The sequence below is a fragment of the Wolbachia endosymbiont (group A) of Philonthus cognatus genome, assembly GCF_947251755.1.
Lineage (GTDB): Bacteria > Pseudomonadota > Alphaproteobacteria > Rickettsiales > Anaplasmataceae > Wolbachia > Wolbachia pipientis.
In genome coordinates this window covers 384,226-406,204 of the sequence record NZ_OX366388.1, presented here as the reverse complement: position 1 = coordinate 406,204, position 21,979 = coordinate 384,226, and the positions used below count along the sequence as shown (strand labels likewise).

Below are 21,979 nucleotides of genomic sequence, written 5' to 3'. Positions count from 1 at the left end.
TCAAGTAAAATATAAAGCTTTCATTGAGCCAGAAAAGTAAAATAAGCAAATTTGCCTTGTTGAGAAATCTTATTATCTTTGTGTACTACTTTCTTTTTCACTACTAAAAAATCCACGTAAATGGTTAAAAACCTTTTCAATAAAAAGCTCGCTTTCCTCTCCTGTAAAAGCTTCTTTTATTTCATGCAAACTACTTGTTACCTTATTGCTATTTTTTATGACTGAGTAGCTTTCAATAGCTTGGCAAGCAGACAAAATAGTTATTGCCCCTATTATAGTTGAAACAATTATGGCAATTAAAGGTGCTATTGTTGTAAGTACTGCTGCAATTAATGAGATGCCAACACAAAACGCAATAGCTGAAATGCAAAATGCTACTGTATGTTTCTTTTCATGACTAACCATACACACCTTCTTAATAAATCTGTTAAAAGGATAACTTATTTTTTTAGTACCGTCAATATTTTTAGAAAAATTGGCATACTCAAGATAATCATTTGTGATACCAATGAATTACATTAAGCAAATTTCTGGTACCTAATTTAGTTAATTCACTTCAATCTATTTGAACATTATATATTAAACACAGAAGCACAAGAATTTCATTCAGTAATTTAGATATATTAAATATACAATTATTTTTATTGATATTTTAATGTATTATTTATGAGTAAGTAAACTACTGAAATCTTTAATCCAGGTTAAGTTTTGAAAGCATGATTTTCAAGCTCCTCAATAGAAATGTCCAGCATAAGTAGATTATTTGCAACCTTTATCTATATTAAGTATATAACTACTTTTACTTATATCTTAATATATTATTTAACACAATTCAATTTTCACACTCATCAGCAGTTAGGCCACTTGCTCGCACAATAATATCAATAGCAACACCTGCCTTTGCTAGATTTTTTGCAACCTTGATCCTTTCTGTTTTTTTAACTTTTTCCTTGCCACTTTTCATATCTTCAGATAGAGATTTGACTAATGATTCTTGTTCTCCGTACTCATCCATTAAACTCAATAGCTTTTTGCTTTCTCTTGTTTTAGGTAGCAGAACTTTAATATTCACTAATAATGCATCTGATATTTTATATAATTTATCAAATGTTATAGCAGTATACCCTCTTTCATATTCGTGTATTTCCTTGAGTGTTAAACCAACTTTATCAGCCAAATCTTTTTGAGTGTATCTCCTTATCAATCTCCATTCTCTTATTCTTTGTCCTATTCTGTAATATATAGAATCAGTGCAGATTTCTCTCTCTGTACTATCATACTCGTAAATAGATAAACCCGTTGCCTGGGAAATAACATCAGTAGAAACTTCTTCTTTCACTAGATTTTTTGCTATTTCCAACCTTGCCTCTTCTTGATTAATTTTTTCGCTAATATGAACAAACCTGACTAATGAAGGTACTATTTTGCCTAACTTTTGATTCTCATATATTTTCGTTAGATAGAATATTTCTTCGTCTTCATACTCTCTTACTGTTATTGGTTTAGGTAATAGATCTACAACATTAACTGACAGTACTCTTGCTATTACATATAGTACTTTAATCGGAATAGGAATATACCCATTTTCATAATTGCTTACTTCTTTATATGCTAATCCGATTTTACTTGCTAACTCCGCTTGAGTACACCTTTGCATTAATCTACAATCTTCTATTTTTTGCCCTATTTTGTAGTGTATAGAACTAACATCTCTTACAGAAACAAACATATATACCTTACTTAGAAATAAATTTTCATGCAATTTGATCAGCGGATAAACCAACTATTTGCAAAATAATATCAATAGAAATTCCCCCTTTTACTAGATCTCTTGCAACTTTAATCCTTTCTATCTCTCTCACTTTCTCCTCACAAATCCGTATCCCTTCAAACAAAGATTTTATTAGTGCATTACGTAGTTCTTGGCTCTCAATTTCTTTGTATTCTTTAATCAAATTCGGTAGCTCATTTTCCACTTTACTACCTTCATCTTCCTCTGTTAGTAGATCTGTAATACTAATCGATAATGTTTCTGCTATCTCATATAATTTTCCCAGTGGAGTAGCTACGCGTCCTTGTTCATAGTTGCTTATTTCGTCACGTGTTGTACTCATTTTCTCCGCTAAATCCTTTTGAGTATACTCTCTCACTAGTCTCCATTCCTTTATCTTTTTGCCTATTTGGTAGTAGATAGAACCAACTTTTTCTTCAACACATTCATCAGCAGAGAGACCAATTGTTTTCGAAACAACGTCAACAGAAACTCCTGCTTTAACCAGACTCTTTGCAATTTTTATTTTTTCCGATTTTCTACTACTTTTCTCACTAACTTGGACAAATTTGGTTAGCAAACAAAACATCTTACGTAACTCCTGATCGTTAATCTTTTTATATTCTCTTACTAGATTTAATATTTCTCCTTCCTCATTCTTAAAGCCGATTTTCTCCTTTGATGCAGGAATGAGATCAGTGATACTTACTGACAATGCTTCTGCTATAGCGTACAACCTTTCGATTGAAATTCTACGGTTCCCTTTCTCATATTGCAGTATTACCCAGTACTTTACACCAATTTTCTCAGCTAAATCCTTCTGAGTATAACCTCTCTCTAACCTCCAATTTTTCACTTTTTCCCCTACTTCACAGTCTAGACTTTTTTCCACGAAAACAACCATGCGTATAATATTTTCTACTATAGCTCAATTTTGTTAAGGCTCCAGATATAATGGTAAGAAAAAACCTCTGGAACCTTAAAGTTGACTGTAGACACATTAAAGTTTTCTAAAAGTTTCTTTACTACCTTCACGTATCCTATTTACCCACGGAGACAATACTTCATCATTACTAATCTCTTTTATAGCATATTTTTCATTCCATATGCCACATCTAGTGAAATTACCTCTTTCTACCACTTCCTTAAGCTTCACTCCCCCAAAGAGGCAATTTTTTCCTATTTCTTCGCCTCTTTTTTGTAACTCAGCCCACATTTCCTTGTTTTCTACTCTGACTTGTACTTGATCATATTTTTTTACATCGTGGTACAATATAACATTTAGCTTACCAATGCTTGTAGGAAATTGTAAGATGGAAATGTGATATAAAAGAGATAAGAGAGAAAGATAACCCTGCTCACTAGGAATAGGGTTACCACGGGCGTGTGCGACCGGGAGGAAATTGGTATTACAACCGTTAGAATCAAGGTACACTAGCCCTATCTCTCGATACGTTTGAATAGTTGTTTGGGACATATATATGCACCCGTTTACAATCTTAAATTAACTAAAACTATCGAGGTTTATTATGGTTACATCTTATCAAAATTTTATTGGCATTGACATCGGAAAATTTAAAAATGTCGTTGCAATTCACAAACAGAAAAATGCTGTCGAATTTGACAATAATGCTTCTGGCTGGCAACAATTGTTCCAAGAGTTTTCAGATGTCCTACCTAATTCTTTAGTGACTTTAGAAAATACAGGGAAATATGAGCTTGGCTTATCACATTTTCTTACCGACAAAAATATTGCTGTGCACCGAGCTAATACTCGTAAAGTAAAAAGCTTTATTTTATCTCATGGAACTTTGGCGAAGTCTGATAGATCAGATGCAAGAGCTCTTGCTCAATATGGATGTGAACGCCATAGAACTCTCTCTCTATTTGCACCTACGTCAAAAGAACAATCAACTCTAGCTGCACTTTGTCAACGTCGTGACGACATTACGCAAATGAGAGCTCAGGAAAAGTGTAGACTGGAAGCTCCTGAAAATGACCAGATAAAGGAAAGTTGCCAGAAGACCATTGAATTTTTCAATAGTCAAATAAACGAACTCAATGACACTATGCAAAAAATTATTGATGAAAGCCATGAGCTACAACAACATCAAAAAATCCTTAAAACAGTTCCTGGAATAGGCAAAAAGTTATCACAAGATTTTTTGTGTTTAATGCCAGAGCTTGGTTACTTAAACAGAAGAGAAGTAGCAAGTCTTGCCGGAGTAGCACCTCATCCTAAGGAAAGTGGTAAAGCTATTGGTTATCGAAGGATTATAGGTGGTAGAAGTAACATTCGTTCAAAGCTCTTTACAGCTGCTATGGCTGCAGCAAAGTCCAAATCTGTACTTGGTGCGTTTTATTCTAAGCTTGTTGAAAGTGGTAAGAAGAAGATGGTGGCTATAACAGCTCTAATGCGAAAAATTATAGTAATTGCTAATGCAAGACTTAAAGCAGCGATTATTTCACACAGTAGTAACTGACAATGAATATTGTGAATAATACACAAACTTAAAGTACTTATTCACATATTCATTGGCTTAAGCAGAAATTTCTGTGGTAGCTGTTTGATATAAAATTCTATTTCTATGACAAACGGGTTTTTATTGCCCATATAATTTGCAAAATTACACAAATAAAAAATTTTTAAAAAACATAGTTGATTCTAATATAATAGAGCTTTCATCTGACATATCGATATAGTTTCTTATACCTCCCTTCTCACTTTTAACCTCTACTGCATTATTGCCCATTCTTAAAATTAAACCTCTGTTTGCTTCCAGTATTTTGGCTACCTCTACCTTGCTATTATCAGAAAATTCTATATATGATGTTGTATTGTCTATCTCGAGATCTATTAAGGATCCTTCTTGAACAGCACTTTCGCCAGCTTTTTCTAGTTCTTCTAATTGCTTATCTATCTGTGGTTGAACTTCTGGCTGTAGCTCATTATAGATTTCACCTATCAGTTTATTCTGTAGTAGAGTATCATGAAACTCTGCACCGCTTAACATTAATTTACGTATTACCTTTTTACGATCAACCTTATCAAATTTATGAAAATGTGTACCTAATACTACATACTCTGCGAAACTCCATTCCCCATCATTACATGCATTTAGCCTTGCTCCAGCAGCTAGTGCTTCGTCTACAGCCTTGTGCAGTTCATTTGGACTTTTTGCTCTTACCACAGCACTCTTAAACCAGCTCAACTTTTCACTTTCGCTTACACTTGGTTTTATTTTTTGCAAGTTTGAAGCAAATGGATTTAAATCTTCTGCTTGATCATTTAAAGGTTTTGTTCCATAAACATAGTCAAGGCTTTTCCCGTAGTTGATTTGAATGTTTCTGCTAGGGGAAGTCTCCCGGTTTATCTCCTTCTGGTTATTAATTTTACTCACAAATTTAGACTGCTCTATATCAACGCTTTCAAGAGCACCAAATATTTTCTTCAATAACTTGTCTTTACTAGTCATATAACCCCCATATTAAAAATACTTTTTAAGTATATAAATCTTAGTTTATACACTCTATTACTCAGTATAAATTATAATGAGTAGATTTGCAAATACTTTCTGCTATAACAATCCGTTTTCTCGAAAGCTGAAATAGCCTCCACTTGTGATGATAATATGGTCAAACAATTTTACGCTTACAGTACTACATGCTGCTGCTAAGCTCTTCGTTACTGCTTGATCTTCTTCTGAAGGCTCTAAACTTCCCCCAGGGTGGTTGTGTGACATTATTATTAATGTTGCATTTTTTATTAATGCTTTTCTTATAATCTCCTTTATATATACTGGTGCTTTTTCCATTTCACCAATATAGGATTCTTCTCCAATTAATTGGCGTCTTTTATTCAAGTACAGTATTTTTACACATTCCCTTTCTGAGTGGCCTATACTTACGTTTAAGTACTCTACTAGCCCTTGTAAGTCCATTATTGGCTCACTCTTGAGCTTTTCTCTCAGTACCCTTTCTAGTGTTTCCTTAACGCACATAATCATTGCTACTGCAGAATCAGTTACTCCTTCTATAACTTTCAGGTCATCCATTTCTCTACCTAAAATCCTTCCTACTCCCGTATAAGTATTCACCAGATTTTTAGCAATTTCTTGAGCTTGTGGCCTTTCATGTACTGCACTTAGAAACGTTTCCATTATTTCACGATCAAGTAGTGCTTTACCTTTGCTTTCTAATATTCTGAATTCGATTTCTTCTTTACTTTTATTCATATAATTTACCCTTCACTAACAACAAACTTTTTTTAAATATTTACTGCTGTTTTTTTATCAGCATTGGCATAAAGCCATAGCTTTCGAGTGAAGTCAAATCAATTTCTCAATCTTTTTTATTTATTTTTTTATGAATAAATTAATATATTAATAGATACTGATTTCCTTAAGCGATGTCGTTGTAGATTCGTGTTTTTATACACCAATTTGATGTCTCCCACAGCTTTAAATTCATGATATCCATTTGCTGGTCTTTTAAGGCACTTTACAGAAGGGTGATAAAAAGATATAGAAAGGGACCGTCTAAGATGCGTAGTAGCATTCTAGGGTCATTTATGAAGGTAGTTTTTTGCCGACTCTTGAAATTTAGCTAACCTTAATAGACTTTAGCACAAAAACGTTGAACATTTCTTCACAATTGTGTATAATTATTAATGTTTTCTAGGTTAACTTGTCATGGCTCTCTCAAAATTTTTAGATCCTAAGCTTGATTTAACATTTAAGAAAATTTTTGGTACTGAAAAAAATAAGAATATCCTTATCCACTTCTTGAATGATATCTTAGGTTTTACTGGAGTCAATACTATTCAGGATGTTGAGTTCCTCAGCACCATTATGAATCCTGAGATTGCTTCTGATAAACAAAGCATCGTTGATGTCCTCTGTAAGGATTCTCTCGGAAATAGGTATATTGCGGAAATGCAGCTTGCTCGTGATAAAGGCTTTGAAAAACGTGCTCAACTTTATGCTGCTAAGGCTTACTCAAGGCAGGCTGATAAAGGTGGTAAGTACATTGATTTAAAGAAGGTTTTCTTTATTGCTATTTCTAATTGTAATTTATTTCCTGATAAGCTTGATTATATATCTAGCCATACCATAAGAGATGAAAAAACTAATGAGCATGATTTAAAAGATTTCCAATTTGTTTTCATTGAGTTGCCAAAGTTTCCTAAGAGTAAAGAAGAGCAGCTAGAAAATGTAGTAGATCGTTGGCTATTTTTCTTTAAATATGCAGAAGAAACTACGGATGAAGATTTAAGAAAAATAGCAGAAAAGTCACCGATAATAAAGTTAGCGTATGACGAGTTAGATAAATTTCATTGGAATGAGAAAGATCTTGTAGCTTATGAAGAAAGGGTAATGGATTTACAGAAAGAAGCTGCTATCTTGGAACAAAAACTCGATGATGCTAAACTAGAAGGTAGACAAGAAGAAAAAATCGAAGTTGCAAAAAACTCACTCAAGGCCGGTGTCTCTATAGATGTTATCGCTCAAATTACCGGTCTCTCTCATTCTGAAATTTTACAACTCAAGGAAAAAACATAATTATTCACTTCAACATTGATGAAAATCTTTCCTAAGTTAGACATATCCTATAATTAAGAGTCTAATGAACTATCTAAAACAGCTATGAAGATTGCACAAAGAATTATATAAATTACTATCATAACGTTACCCAAACTTCTATATCAAAGCTACGTGCTGTAAGTTCAATATGGAAAACACATTAACCACTTAGCATTTAATGTCTACTTCATCCATTTTAGTATTAAGATCATCAAACTTGCTACTGGTTTCCCTAATTATTTTGGCTACCTTTACTTTAAATTCTATTATAAGCTTTTCACTATTTGGTATATTATATCTTCCATATCCTCATCTACTTACTCAAAGTATTTCCAAGCTTGGTTACTCCTACATCAGAAAGACAAGTTGATACTTTGTCCTTTGAATGGCTTTGAATAGAAGCATTACTTAAATAACTTTGAGGCTCTAAACTCATCTGCTTTGCACCATCAACTTCTAATGTACCATCTCTGTTGTGTAATATCTGCTCTATTGATTGATTTAGCAGACCCTTATTAAATTTAGCTATAAACTTTTCAAATTTCTTCGAACTTAACTTACCAGGACATCCTGCTTCTCTACTAGGACATGCTTTCTCTAAATACGAGCTTAAAACTCCTGAAATCTCATTAAATTGACCTCTTATGACTTTTCTAACAATCTCTTTCTGCATTCCCATATAATCAATATTTAATCGATGCATTAATACACCACTTTTTAATCCAGCTTGCTCTACTACTTTCTTGAATCCATTTGTGATGCTTAATGCATAGCCCTGTGCTTTTAGTGGAGATATAGACTGATCTACAGTAGAAATATACTTCTGACCTGTAAATTTTCTAATCAATAAGTCAAATAAAGTTATTGTACCATTAAAGTCAACCTGTGATAGATAGTGATCTCCCATTTCTAATATTGTATTTCCTCCACTAGGCTTAAATTTAACAGGTGCTTGCCTTTCACGCATTTGCTTTAGATTTGCATTTACATAATCGACGTTATTTCGAAAGAAACCTCCATTTTCTTGTCTTTTATCTTTACCATCAGATGGTAGTGTGGTACTTGTCAAACTACTATTACTTACCGACGCTTTGGCAAATTGCCCATCAACTTGTGATACTGAACTTGTAGTCCCCTCAGATTTAGAGCTCAATAACCCACCTATAAAGCTTTTTACCAAACCAGGTAAATAATTTAGCCATGAAGACGGTCTTGTGCCACTACTTGCTGCTATCTCAGGTTGATTTATAGCAAGAGGTTTACGTGATAAGTGATGACGACTATGATCTCCATGGTGATGCCGACGTTTGCGTTCTCCTCTTTCCTGACTGAGTTTTTCTTCTAAATATGTCACAATATTACCACATCCTTGATCTCTAGCAATATTTAGTGGTGTTCTGCCGTAATCATCTGTAGCACTAAGATTAGCACCGGCATTGACAAGGACCTTCACTATATCAAAACTGTGAGCATTAACAGCATAATGTAGAGGTGTACTACGATTCCTGTTTTGGACGTTAACATTTCCACCATAACTGAGAAGTAAATCCACTATATATGGCTTACAGTATTTAACTGCTACATGTAAAGGAGTTTCATAAAGTTCCCCATTTTTAACTTCAGTACTAGCACCATTTTGAAGTAGGAGAAGAGCTCCACCATAATCACCTATTTCAGCCGCTAAAGACAGTAGTGTATTTCCATGCTTGTCCTTGGCATCAATGTTAGCACCACGGTTAATAAGACTTGTGATTCTACCACGATCACCTATACTATCGTTCAGTCCTACTTCTGTGAACAAATGCCTTTCTAGGACTAATTCTGGATGTTCTAAAGCTTCAATTATATTTGTGTAACGCGCTCGAGTAGCTAAGACCAAAGGCGTTTGGCCATTAATATCCTTAACTTCAATGTTAGCACTTCTACCGAGGAGAAATTTAACTGTATTTAATTTATTTCCCTTGACAGCTACATGTAAAAGTGTAGAGCGGTCATTAGTTACATCATTAATATCATTAGCATTCTTGTCTAAAAGAAATTCAACTATTTCAAGCTTATTACTATACTGAGCAGCCACATGTAAAGGCGTATTACCGTAGATATCTCTAGCTTTAATATTAGCGTTCTTATCAAAAAGAAACTTAACTATGTCAAACTTATTACTAGAAGCAGCAAAGTGTAAAGGTGTCCATCCATATTTGTCTTTGGCTTCAATCTTAGCACCTCTACCAAGGAAAAACTGGACCATGTCCAGATTACCTTCTTGAGCAGCAAAGTGTAAAGGTGTCCATCCATATTTGTCTTTGGCTTCAATCTTAGCACCTCTACCAAGGAAAAATTGGACCATGTCCAGATTACCTTCTTGAGCAGCAAAATGCAAAGGTGTTTTACCATCCTTATCTTGAGCATCAATGTTAGCAGCATCTAAGCTAGCACCTCGGCTTACAAGATCTTTAACTTTTTCAAAATCACCATCTTGTACTGCAGTCAACAATTGTTGATTTAGCCGTAATTCTGCTTGTTGTAAATACTCTACAACATTATCATACTGGTGACCTTTAGCCACATCTAGCGGGTTTCTACCATCCTTATCTTTAGCACTGATATCAGCTCCTTTACCTATAAGATACTCTACTACATCCAGACGACCATTCCAAGAAGCCCAGTACAGCGGTGTCCTGCCATCTTTGTCAGTATCATTAACACTCACTCCCTTACTAATAAGAAACTCTATAATGTTTTTACTATTATTCTCAGCGGCAACATGTATAGGTTTTTCACCAATAGTAGAAGTATCTGCAGCATTGATATTAGCTCCTTTTTCTATCAAGAATTTTGCAACCTCTAATTGATCAAACTTAGCAGCATAGTGTAAAGGTGCCCAACCATTTTTATCAGTCTCATCAACGTTTACCCCCTTGCTGATAAGAAACTCTATAATACTTTTACTGTTATTTTCAGCAGCAACATGTATAGGCTTTTTACCAGCAGTAGAGGCATCTGCGGCATTGATATTAGCTCCCTTATCAAAAAGAAGACTAGCAACCTCTGAACGACCTCTCCATGCAGCATAGTGCAGTGGTGTATAACCTTGCTTGTCAGTATCATCAATACTCACTCCTTTGCTGAGAAGAAACCCTATGATATCTTTACTATTATTCTCAATAGCAACATGCACAGGCTTTTTACCATAAGGGCCTTTATCTGCAGCATTAATATCAGCGCCTTTTTTTATCAAAAACCTTGCAATTTCTAAACGATCCTCAAATGCAGCCCAATGTAGTGGTGTCCAACTGTATATATCTGTAGTATTAACATTAGCATTCCGACTAACAAGATCTTCAGCTTCATTGAGATTACCATCTTGTACTGCAGTCAACAATCCTTCATCTAAATCTAATTGTACTTGCTCTATCATCTCCACTATATTTGTATAACCTTCTTGCACAGCCAAATCCAAAGGTGTTTTACCATCCTTGTCTTTAGCGTTAATATTAGCACCTTTTTTGAGAAGAAGTTTGACTGTACTTGGTTTATTTCCTTGTATAGCTAAATGTAAAGGTGTTCTACCGTTATTAGTTATATCATTAATACCACTAAGATCTCTGTTCAAAATAAATTCAATTACTTCAAGTGTACTATCGTGTTGAGCAGCTACATGCAAAGGTGTTTCACCATCTTTATTTTTAACCTTTAAGCTAGCTCCCTCTTCGACAAGATATTCTACTACTTTCACATGACCATTATTACAAGCGTTATGTAAAGGAGTATTATCACTATTATCTTTCGCTTCTAAATTAGCACCTTGGCTAACAAGAGCCTTGACTCTATTAAGATCATCACCGTTTACTACAGCCAACAATTCTTTATTTAAACCTGACTGTGCTTTTTTCAAAAATTCTTTTATATTTTCTTTAACAGCCAAGTCTAAAGGTGTGTTACCATCTTTATTTTTAGCCTTTAAGCTAGCACCCTGGCCAAAAAGATCCTCAACTTCATTAAGATCATCATTTTTTACTGCAGATAACAATTTTTCATCTAAGCCCAATTGCATCTTCTTTATCACTTCTACTATATCTGTGTAACCCTTTTGCTCAGCCAACTCTAAAGGTATTTTACCGTCTTTATTTTTAGCCTTTAAACTAGCTCCTTTTTTGATAAGATATTTCACTACTTCTAAGCGATCATTATTACAAGCATTATGTAGAGTAGTATTATCATTATTGTCTTTAGTTTCTAAATTTGCACCTCGAGCGATAAGATCTTTTACTTTATCAAGATTACCATCCCTTGCATTAATTAACAACCCTTGATCCAACTGTGCTTTCTCCAAAACTTCTATCATATCTCCTTTAGTAGCTAAGTCTAAAGGTGTTCTATCATTCTTATCTTTAGCATTGACACTAGCACCTCTATCAAGAAGAAGTTTTACTACGTTCAACCTTCCTGCTTCAACAGCAAGATGTAGAGGTTTTCTATTATGGTCGTCTTGAGACTCTATGTCAGCACCTTCATCAAGAAGAAATTGAGCTATATCCAGATTACCCTCTTGAGCAGCAAAATGTAAAGGCGTGCCCTGATACGTTATCTCATTATTAAATTTTGCACCGTTACTAACAAGAAGCTTGACCACACCCCATCTACCTAACTGAGCAGCAGAAAGTATTGGTATGTAACCAAGCTTGTCTTGAACTTCGACCTTAGCACCTCTGTCAAGAAGGAATTTAACCATATCCAAATTATCCTTTTGAGCAGCAAAGTGTAAAGGCGTATGATCTTCCTTATCTTGAGCATTAATATTAGCACCATAATCAAGAAGAAGTTCTACCACACTCCATTTACCTGATTGAATAGCAAGAAACATTGGCGTGTACCCAAACTTATCTTGAATTTCGGTATTAGCCCACCTATCAAGAAGGAGTTTAACTTTATCCCATTCACCTGCTTCAGAAGCAAGATGCAAAGATGTCCTACCAAGTTTACCTTGAGCATTTATATCTCCACTGTTTGGAGCCTCTAAAGGTATAGAATTCTTTTGTGAATTAATAATAGAACTCACATTATTTAATTCATCAATACTATCTGAATTACGTATTTTATCTATTTCGTTACTTAATAATATTTCTTTGTCAGCAAATTTTATAGATAATGTTTCCATTTTAGGTTCTTTATAGAAATCTCTAAAACGTATAATACACGACTCACTTGCCTCTATATCAGCATTAAAGGCATTGGTAACTATCAAATCATATTTATCATGAAGATAGGTATACTGCCCTGCTTTTTTAGATATGATTAGTTTATTCTTTTCTTCCACGTCTTGAGGTGTTACTACAATAATTTTTTCATCAGAAATAAAGAACGAAGACTTTAAACCTAAACTATCATCGATTTCCATCGGTGCATTATCAAAAATAATTTGTAATTTTTTATACCACTTATTTACAAGGGCATCTTTCAGCCTCACTGTTATTACATCTTGCTGCAAGCTGGTAGCTGATATAGATAACTTAATTAATAAATCATTTTTGTCTTTAATAACTGTTGGTATCGGTTTTATACTCAAATCCCTATCTACTTGTTGCACCAACTGATGTAAATCTAATGTACTTCTTAAACTTTTCTTTCCATTGACATCATCATTAATTACTACTTCTTGAATAGGGAAGTTTTCAATATCAAGTGTTTCATGACCTGAAGTAATTGCACATATATCGTTTCCTCCTAGAGTAATATTTTTTCTCTCACTTGCATTGAGTTCACTACATACGTCTCTCCTCATAAAATCCGCAGCATTGCTCTTTCCTCTATTACTTAAATAACTATCCAAATCTAACTTATTTTCTGATTGATTTAAAAAGGTGTGCCTGTCAACATCTTCAGCTATAGCAGATATTCTACTTGCTATTTGCTGACTATTTTCTTCAGTCAATATTGACTGATAGTCTACTACAGTTTGATTATAACCATTTAATTCTTGTATACTACGTCTATTGCGAGTAGATCCACAATTTTCAATTTTCCACTTAAATTGACCACCCTTTCCATTTGAAGGCCAGGTAAACACATACCTCCTATCCCTGTCACAATTGTTTAAGTGGTACATACAATTATTGTTAGGTGAGTACAAGTACCTTCCATACTCAACATTTTTTAGATACACATTATCACCGTTAAGCTCAACCTTCCACTTAAAATTACTACCCCCTCTATTTGAAGGCCAGGTAAACGCATACCGCCTGTCGCTGTCACAATCGTTTAAGTGGTACGTACAATCATCATTAGGTGAGTACAAGTATCTTCCATACGCAACATTTTTTAGATACACATTATCACCGTTAAGCTCAACCTTCCACTTAAAATTACTACCCCCTCTATTTGAAGGCCAGGTAAACGCATACCGCCTGTCCGTGTCACAATTGTTTAAGTGGTACATACAATCATCATTAGGTGAGTACAAGTACCTTCCATACTCAACATTTTTAATACATATCGCTGAAGAAAATACCATATTCCTCACTGATTTCGGTAATTTACTTTTTAGCTTTTCAAGATCGGATCTTTCTTCTGAACTGACCTTAGAATAGTTGTCCATTTTCATGGCTTCTCTAATAGAGTAAGCTAATTTTAATATTGTACTATCGTCCTTTGGTATTTTATCAAACACAGCTATATAACCTGGAATAAACTGATCAATATAATGGTGACTGCGTATAAACCTTAATACTTTTTCTACACCTACTTGCCAGTATACGTCATTTACAGCTTCCTTAATTGCCTCACCAAATAACTTTTTATCAAAATTATACACTCCATCCACAAGTTTAATGGTTGAAGCATTAAGATCATTTAGCATACCGTCCTTTAGCACCTTTTTGGCTGCATTTTTTATTGAACCTCTTAAACTACTTATACAAGACTCTACCGATCTTTTTGCATTAGATGGAATATTTGCTTGGTTAACAACTTCCTTCTTTAAAAATTTAACCTGTTTTATCATTTTAAATGCGTCATTACTTTTAGTCTTGATCCTGTTACAAAGAAGTTCAATTACACCTGAGTCATTATTGTAAGCGGCTAAATATAGAGGTGTTCTACCATCGTTGTTTTTAGCCTCGATATCAGCACCTCTATCAAGAAGAAGATTAATTACGTTTTGCTTTGCTTCTTCAACAGCCAAATGCAGGGGGGTCTTACCCTCCTTACTTCTAATTTCAATACTAGCACCTTTATCTATAAGAAAGCTAACCATATCAGGATTACCATAATGAACAGCATAGTGCAAAAGCGCCCAATTATCACTGTTGCAACTAGTACTCTCTAAAGCATTAATATTACCTTTCTTCTCTAAAAATGCTTTGAATACACTCTTGCTTAATTCTACATTACCGTTGTAAATAGCATAATGCAAAGGCGTCCAGTTCTGTGAACACTGATTTTTATGTTCAATATCAACATTACTTTTTTTAGCAGTTTTATCAAGAAGGGTTTTAACTTCATCCCATTTACCTTCATAAACTGCTGTACTTACCAAAGGTTTCAATACTCCCAACCCTGAAGAGATCATCCACTTATTGCACTGATCTATTATGTTTGAATCATAGCCATTCAGCAAAAGGTTGTTTTCTAACTTTTCAAGCAATGTTAAAATCTGATTACTACTTGGCGTTTTATTTTTTAATTCCTCAATTTGTTCTAAACTACAGGAACTTTCTGTAAAGCTAACCCGGTCTTGCAGTGAAGGAAAATCAAGACACTGATGTACTGAATCTCTATTTCCTCTTTCAAAATCGTCAACTGATATTAAACATTTAAAGTCATTTTCTACTTTAGGGGTATATTTACTTCCATTTTGGTAATTTTCTGAAGCTTTATCAATTAAAGCTTGTATTTTTCTTACCTCAGATAAACTAAACCTATCTAATCTACGGAGCATTATTGGTTCTAAACCTAAATCAAACTCCAACGTAGAAATTCTATGAAATTCATTATTATCCCAATCTTTTATATTGATCGTGTGATTAGACATCTTATCGCGAAATATCAGATCTGCACCATTGCTGAAAATTTCAACTTGACCCGGAGTAATATTCTTTAATATCACTACTCCTATGTGTTCCTCATCTTGTACTACAGAAGTAGAAATATTTTTTTCTAATTTTTGATTGTGTTGAATGATACTAGTAGAGTTACTAAAGTCTTCAATATATTCTTTTACAACTCTTTCATAGTCACTTCTAAGTTTATCCTTATGCTCCATTACATTATCAACGTTCTCTAATAACTCAGGAGATGGAGAAAAATGATCATTATTCCATAGAGAATAAGAAATATTTTCCCATTTGCTTCGTTCAGTATAAAAACCTTCTATTCTAATGATAAAAGGAATTTCACTTTCTCTTATTAATAAGAGATCATCTTTATCTTTATACTTTTTAATATCTTCAAGACGAGAATCTATTACTACATGATCACCTTGAAAATCTTTAGGTAACAAAAACATATTCTGAGTTTGTGTAGCCTGTAAAAAAGGAACTAATTTACCCTTTCCCGAAGAAGAGGGAGAACAAGACATTGATTGTATATTGGGGATAAAAGTTTCTCCTTTTTTGTTCATAACTATAAGATGCCTATAATTAGGATCTTGAAAGTAATTTTTCACTCGAATGTTACTATTATTGTATTTTAAATACAGATCACATTGCTGGATTGAAAAATCTTTCTCAACTGCCGACATAAATAGTGTATCTAGTTTTTTATCACTTGAGTTATTATCAATTTTAACTTCTCTACTATTTATATCATTGCTAATAAAATACACATCACTTCCTCCTCCTCCCCTAGCAAACATAGTTCCTTGATCGAAGTTTATTACATCATCTTCCAGAGAACCAAAAACCATATGTGGAACTGCACTATTACCCTGATTCTGTACTCTATCTCTGATAACACTAAAGACTTTGTAATCCTTGTTATTGTTTAGAATTTTCTTATAATGACTTGCAACATCGTCAAAATTATCTAAGGAATGTTCTGAATGTAATTCAAATGAAGTAATTTTTATAGTTGATGAGTCTGATCTTTCAATCTTAGGAACAATATTGCTACCATTTTTGTCTATTAGTGCAAAGTGAGGTTTATTACTGCTTTGCTCGACATAATTTTTTACATCAAGAGTAAATTGATTGTTTTGACCAAAATTTATTTTTAAAGATAAAGTATTACTATTTGTAGAGTAAGTTATTTGATCACAATCACCTAATAAATCAATTTCCGGAAAAATTACAGTTCCTGTTCCATCTACATCAATTTCTGAATATAAACCCTTACCTTTGTAGTCTGCAGCTTTTACGTAAAAAGTATAATTGCTCTTTCCACCCTTAACTGTAGTATACGGCGAAATAATTACTTTTTTACAATTTTCAACTACATCTTTCTCATTTTTATTAGAACCACCACTACTATCTATGATAACGTCACGATCATCGATTCCTGTAAAGTGTTCAGAGTAACCCATGCACGAAATCTCATCCACCTTGTTCTTTCTTCCAACATAGTAGTAATTAAAGATGTCATTATTATCAATTTGATCATTGATTAGCCAACGACCATTTACTCTTGCCTTTAATGACCCAGAGGCACTAGGCTTAAAACGATAGTTAACATTCACTCCTACAACTGTATCTTTCAATTGGCTCAAATCAAGTATATTAACAGAGTTACTTCCACCAATAATTTTACCTGAGAAGTCAACGTTATTTACAACAAACCTATTTACTACCTTATTACTACCACCAGTTATGTTTGCTGTACCTGAGCCAATTAGAAAATTATTGTTCCACTCGTTACTTCCAACGATGGTACCTCTGTCCACATTGCTTAAATCATAAATAATTGTTTTGTCCTTTTGCATCATATTTACTCTCTTATCATGGCTAATAACTATTGCATTATCACAATAGTACTTAGCCGATGGAACTGAGCTTTTAATACCCTTTTCGTAATCTTGACTAGTACTGTGTGGCAAACAAATCATGCTAGCACCTTCAATATAATCAGGTATAACACGCGAAAGATCTTGTGTATTGGCATTTTTCCTATTCATCATAATCGTTGCATAATCTGGACGAAGAGTATTACCGTTTATTTTTCCAAGACCAATACCATAAGCAACAACATTACTAGGGTCATTATTTAAAGCTTTCCAAACTCCTTTAGCTAGACTATTAACCATTTCCTTTCTTGCTGCAAGATGTTGTACATCTTGTGGTATAGGTTGAAAAGCAAATGTATGCCAAAAAATACGCCAATTTTCATCATGGGTTGTATCATACTTTTTCTCGTACTCCACGATATTGCTAACACCACTATAAACCCCAGAAGCTACCATCAATGCAACTCCAACTGCAATGCCGATTCCAGGCATACCAAGTGCTGTAAGAGCAACACCAGACACAAACGATATAGTGGAAAAAGATATAGTTGCTATATTATCTCTTATTTCTTTCTCTCCACATGGATTATCACTATTCTCTCTTTTTTTACAATCAACAAGATTGTTTGCTGACATGCCTATATCAACAATATCAAAGACGCCAGTTATAGCTCCTGCTGTACCTCTTGCTATTGTACTGCCAAATTTTACTCCCACAACTCGAATAGCAAATTTTGTCTGTTTACCTAAAGTACCTGGTATAATTTTTCCCACAACCTTTTCAGCTGATGCTACAACTTTTGGAGTAATTTTAACCATTACATTTTCAATCGGTTGAGATGCAAAAGACCATCCTATTCCGCCTAGATTTAATCCACAATCTGTAGCTGTCCCTTCCTTGCAAGATACAATAGCACCATGGATCCCTCTTATTAATTGTATCCCACCAGCAGCATTCATTAACCTGCCTTTTAATTTTGAGCCTTTTGTTGCACTGCTAGCTTGCTGTGAGATATCTCCATGCAAATTCTTAACACGTTCATTCTGAATATAACGTTCATATCCTTGATCTTCAGTTACCTTGTCAAGTAAGTACTTATGATCCCCTTCAATACTTTTGTCCCCAACAAACTCTATTAACTGAGCATTTTTCGCTTCATCTTGACTACTTTTAACATAAGTTAGAAATTTTTCGCTATCAATTATAATTTTGTCTGCATTATTTTCATCCACTTTGCCTTTACTAAACTTTTCTACATCACCCTTTGAAAATAAACAAGGATTAATACTTCTTCTACTTCTACCTCCTCCTACGCAACTATTTAGGTCGAATTTTGGTTGTTGTGTCCCAGCAAGTACAGCCTCTAAGTTAGCTATACGTTGTGGATCTATACTTAATGTGTTTGAAATACCTTCTCTCATACGTATAAAATGATTTTCTCTTCTTTGAATTCGCAAATGGTTACGTATTTCATCAGGAATATTACTTAATCTACTTCCTTGCAACACAGTATTAATATCTCTAGCGTTTTCTAACGCCCATAAGCCGCAATTATAACCATCTCTTTGTTGAGTAACAGAAACATCATTAACGGTAATTTGAGCCTGTTGTAAAACTTGACGAATATTATCTGGAACATTATTACCCAACGAGTCTACATAGTATCCATTATACTGCCCATTTTGATGGGAGATGACTAACGTAACCCAATGGTTATTATTTAAATTAACAATTAAAGTTAATGGCCTTCTTTCACCTCTTGTTGCTACGCTATCTTGAAACTGTTGCAATTGATTAACTATGTGTTCCGGTGATCCTACTATTTCAAATAATGTGTCAGCTCCATCAATTCCATAACCATATTTTATTCTTGCAATATCAGCTATATCATGTTGTTGAAGCCAATAATGATAATCTTTTTCTGCTGTTGCAGATTCTAATGTACGTAAATTCTCCTCTTGTATACCAATATTTTTAAGCCTCTGAGTTACCTCTTGTATTTCTTCTAAATGTTTTCTCTTAGCTATGTCAATAGAACTATGAACTACTATAGCAGGAACAAACTCATCACTCGTTAATATTAAAGAATTTTTGTCTTTAGCCTTCACATTCACAACCACACCCATGAAAAGCATTTTATCACTATCTGTTATTGTTTTCAGTGCTGCCCCTTTAGCATATCTAATATTTTGTTCCTTTGTTAATTCATCAACTTCTTCTTTCATTTGTTTTTCATTTAAGTCTTTATCTATAAGCTTAAATTCCAGCGCTATAGGAGTATATTCTTTAGTACCCTGAGGCGAAGGACCAATACCTTGAATTACCATATCAACACGACCACCTGCTCCTGTTTGAAATTCAGGTATAATTACAATTTTTGCAGAATCCTCTTGTTTTGCAGAAGTCTCTTTTAGCTTCAAATCACTGTAACTACTAAGCAAGCCATTAAGCACAGCTTGCAATTTAGCTTCATCAGTTATCAAACCTTTTATAGGATAAATTGTATCTGCTATATCAGTAAGTAGCTTTTTATAATCTGGTAATAAATCTTTACTATCAGAGGAAGTAGCATGCTGAGAAGTGATTGCTTGATCAAATTTTACCCTTAATTCATCAGAATTAGGTATCTCAAGAAAATTACCTGTAAATTGCTGAGCGTTACTACTTGGATTATATTTACTTATTTGCTTTATCTCAAAAAGGTCTTTGAAAGATAAGTTTTCTTTATACTTTTTTAAACCCATAGTAATTTCTATAACATTTTCTATTTTTCCAACTTCAGGTATATCCGTAACTGGAATTTTTTTTGGGTTAAGATTTTGTATTTCTGTTTCTTGTTCAATTATGTGAAAAACAAATGCTGTTTTATCTTGTTTCTTATCACCTTTGATAAATACTAAGGTAGTTACAGGTCTTTCTTTTGACTGTGCTCCGCCTCTTGTCTTAGATTCTAAAGGATATTCACTATAAGAAAAGACATACTTTTCTACATCAGTTCCATCAAATTTATCAACTAAGATTGATTGACCTACAGTATATCTGCTAAAATAGTAAATGTCCCTTGTCTCCTTATTTGCCGTAAAAGTATAGTATTCACTCGATAACAAATCCGTTGCCCGTTGCTTAAAAATTTCCTCAGAAATTTGTTGATTACTCCATTTGCTAGCTAATTCTATAAAATCTTCCATCAAAGATGATGGTTGTTTAATAGGTTTTACTTCAGTTTTAAACGGTTCCGCATTATCTAAATTTAACCCAACAGCAATAGCATTACCGGCGTTGGTTAAAATCCTCATCTTATTTGGTCTAAAACCTTTAATATAGTCTTCAGCTTGCCTCAGTGCATCACTTGTAGTAACTTGCCCTTCAGTTCCAGCCTTAAGTTCAATAAGAATTGGTACTGAATCAACAGCACGGTCAGGTCCACGAACAAGTAAAACAATATCAGCATAACCTCTACCAGCAAATTGCTCCAGATATAGTTTGGTATTATCACGATATCGAAAATTATCGAATATTCCTGCCACAAAACCATGTTGATCAGCTTCGCGAGCTCTATTGCCATAAACACTATCTTGTAAGCCTAAATTGGTATGAATTTTTTTAATATAATTTAGAATGGCTTTGAGATTTTCCTGAATTTGATCTATTTCTGCATCTGGGTTAGCAAGCTTTTCAATATAACTTTCTAAATAAACAGACTTACCTAGCTTTTTTGTCACTTCTTGAAATTTTACTGTAGGCTCAATAGGTTGATCTATAATCTTCTTTTTACTTTCTACCTTAATGTTTATTTTTTCATCTTCTCCATCACTCTTTAAGGTATATCCCTTTGCTGACGTGATTCTTGATAACTCCTTCCTAACATCATCACTAAGATCTTTACCTGACTTACCTAGAAATTGCTTAATTTCATCAAAAAATTTATTTTTAAACGCATTATTACCTTTTAATTCACCAGAATCAATTTGCATTGTTTGAATATTTCCATATATATCCTTAGCTTTATACTCCAATACGTTATTCTTCAGATATAAATGTAACTTCTTCGACTTAACATCCTTGTCTGACTTTGGTCTGCTTTTTACTAACTCATACTTATCTTTCAAAATTTTTATCACATCAATTTGAAGCTTGCGAGCATCTGATTCAGTATAATCTCTACCCATTACACTCTTAAATTCACCTGTAGTAAATTCAAAATGCTTAGTACGTGCTTGTTGAGATTCAGCATGTTGAGCTTCTATATCCTCAGTGAAAATAAAAACATGTATTTTATCTTTTGTTTCTGCTACAACCTTTAAAGTTCTTGATCCCTCAAAACGAAAGTGCAACTTCTTTATGCCTAGCTTATCATTAAGCTTAGTATCTAATACACTAGAAAACCAACCTAAAAATCTATGAGGAAAAAAACTAGCCTTTTCACTAGAATGCAAATAAGATTGTATTTGATCAATCAATGACTGAAATCTTGCTTCAAAAGATTTATCTAATTGATCTGCTGCATTGGAACCCGTGGAGGGTACTTTCTGAAAAAGCAGCTCTATCAATTCAAAGTCTTGTGGTTTTTCTTGTTGTTGATTGTTATTAACCATAACTGCCCCCTGATTTCAACCTTTTACAACTTTTACTCTTACCTAAACTCTTTGCACACTTTCGTTTAAGTCCAAGTAACTGAATTTTCCAAAAGA

The 21,979-nt window shown here is 33.8% G+C and carries 7 protein-coding genes and 2 pseudogenes; 2 read left to right on the top strand and 7 right to left on the bottom strand.

Annotation, left to right across the window (positions count from 1 at the left end; all coding sequences use genetic code 11):
• Positions 1 to 72: 72 nt before the first annotated feature.
• The 4 genes and pseudogenes from OPR21_RS02005 to OPR21_RS01990 form a co-directional block, all read right to left on the bottom strand.
• Entirely contained in the window at positions 73 to 405 is a 333-nt protein-coding gene (locus OPR21_RS02005; protein WP_264330455.1) for a WD_0736 family protein, read from the bottom strand.
• A 427-nt stretch (positions 406 to 832) separates the two neighbouring features.
• A complete protein-coding gene (gene wmk / locus OPR21_RS02000; RefSeq protein ID WP_265030090.1) occupies positions 833 to 1,729 on the bottom strand; it encodes a WO male-killing family protein Wmk in 897 nt (298 codons plus the stop codon).
• A 25-nt stretch (positions 1,730 to 1,754) separates the two neighbouring features.
• Entirely contained in the window at positions 1,755 to 2,675 is a 921-nt protein-coding gene (wmk, locus tag OPR21_RS01995) for a WO male-killing family protein Wmk (protein WP_264377792.1), read from the bottom strand.
• Between the two features lie 96 nt (positions 2,676 to 2,771).
• A pseudogene (locus tag OPR21_RS01990) lies at positions 2,772 to 3,086 on the bottom strand (hypothetical protein); the annotation flags it as partial.
• A 214-nt stretch (positions 3,087 to 3,300) separates the two neighbouring features.
• Here OPR21_RS01990 and OPR21_RS01985 point away from each other — a divergent pair.
• A complete protein-coding gene (locus OPR21_RS01985) occupies positions 3,301 to 4,254 on the top strand; it encodes an IS110 family RNA-guided transposase (RefSeq protein ID WP_264377791.1) in 954 nt (317 codons plus the stop codon).
• A 180-nt stretch (positions 4,255 to 4,434) separates the two neighbouring features.
• On the opposite strand, the pseudogene OPR21_RS01980 reads toward OPR21_RS01985, so the two are convergent.
• Positions 4,435 to 5,247 (bottom strand): annotated as a pseudogene (locus OPR21_RS01980) (hypothetical protein); the annotation flags it as partial.
• A 102-nt stretch (positions 5,248 to 5,349) separates the two neighbouring features.
• A complete protein-coding gene (locus OPR21_RS01975; RefSeq protein WP_208571568.1) occupies positions 5,350 to 6,006 on the bottom strand; it encodes a JAB domain-containing protein in 657 nt (218 codons plus the stop codon).
• Positions 6,007 to 6,462: 456 nt separating this feature from the next.
• Between OPR21_RS01975 and OPR21_RS01970 the strand changes: the two genes are divergently transcribed.
• Positions 6,463 to 7,332: an Rpn family recombination-promoting nuclease/putative transposase gene (locus OPR21_RS01970; protein ID WP_265030089.1), complete on the top strand. Its 870-nt coding sequence runs from the start codon at positions 6,463 to 6,465 to the stop codon at positions 7,330 to 7,332.
• Between the two features lie 334 nt (positions 7,333 to 7,666).
• Here the strand turns inward: OPR21_RS01970 and OPR21_RS01965 are convergent, their stop codons facing one another.
• Positions 7,667 to 21,883 (bottom strand): ankyrin repeat domain-containing protein, encoded by a 14,217-nt coding sequence (locus tag OPR21_RS01965; protein ID WP_265030088.1) that lies wholly within the window; start codon positions 21,881 to 21,883, stop codon positions 7,667 to 7,669.
• Positions 21,884 to 21,979 lie beyond the last annotated feature (96 nt).

Bases quoted from the DNA above. Each gene is read 5' to 3' on its own strand.
- OPR21_RS02005 (WP_264330455.1), bottom strand. From the start codon at position 405: ATGGTTAGTCATGAAAAGAAACATACAGTAGCATTTTGCATTTCAGCT.
- wmk (WP_265030090.1), bottom strand. From the start codon at position 1,729: ATGTTTGTTTCTGTAAGAGATGTTAGTTCTATACACTACAAAATAGGG.
- wmk (WP_264377792.1), bottom strand. From the start codon at position 2,675: ATGGTTGTTTTCGTGGAAAAAAGTCTAGACTGTGAAGTAGGGGAAAAA.
- OPR21_RS01985 (WP_264377791.1), top strand. From the start codon at position 3,301: ATGGTTACATCTTATCAAAATTTTATTGGCATTGACATCGGAAAATTT.
- OPR21_RS01975 (WP_208571568.1), bottom strand. From the start codon at position 6,006: ATGAATAAAAGTAAAGAAGAAATCGAATTCAGAATATTAGAAAGCAAA.
- OPR21_RS01970 (WP_265030089.1), top strand. From the start codon at position 6,463: ATGGCTCTCTCAAAATTTTTAGATCCTAAGCTTGATTTAACATTTAAG.
- OPR21_RS01965 (WP_265030088.1), bottom strand. From the start codon at position 21,883: ATGGTTAATAACAATCAACAACAAGAAAAACCACAAGACTTTGAATTG.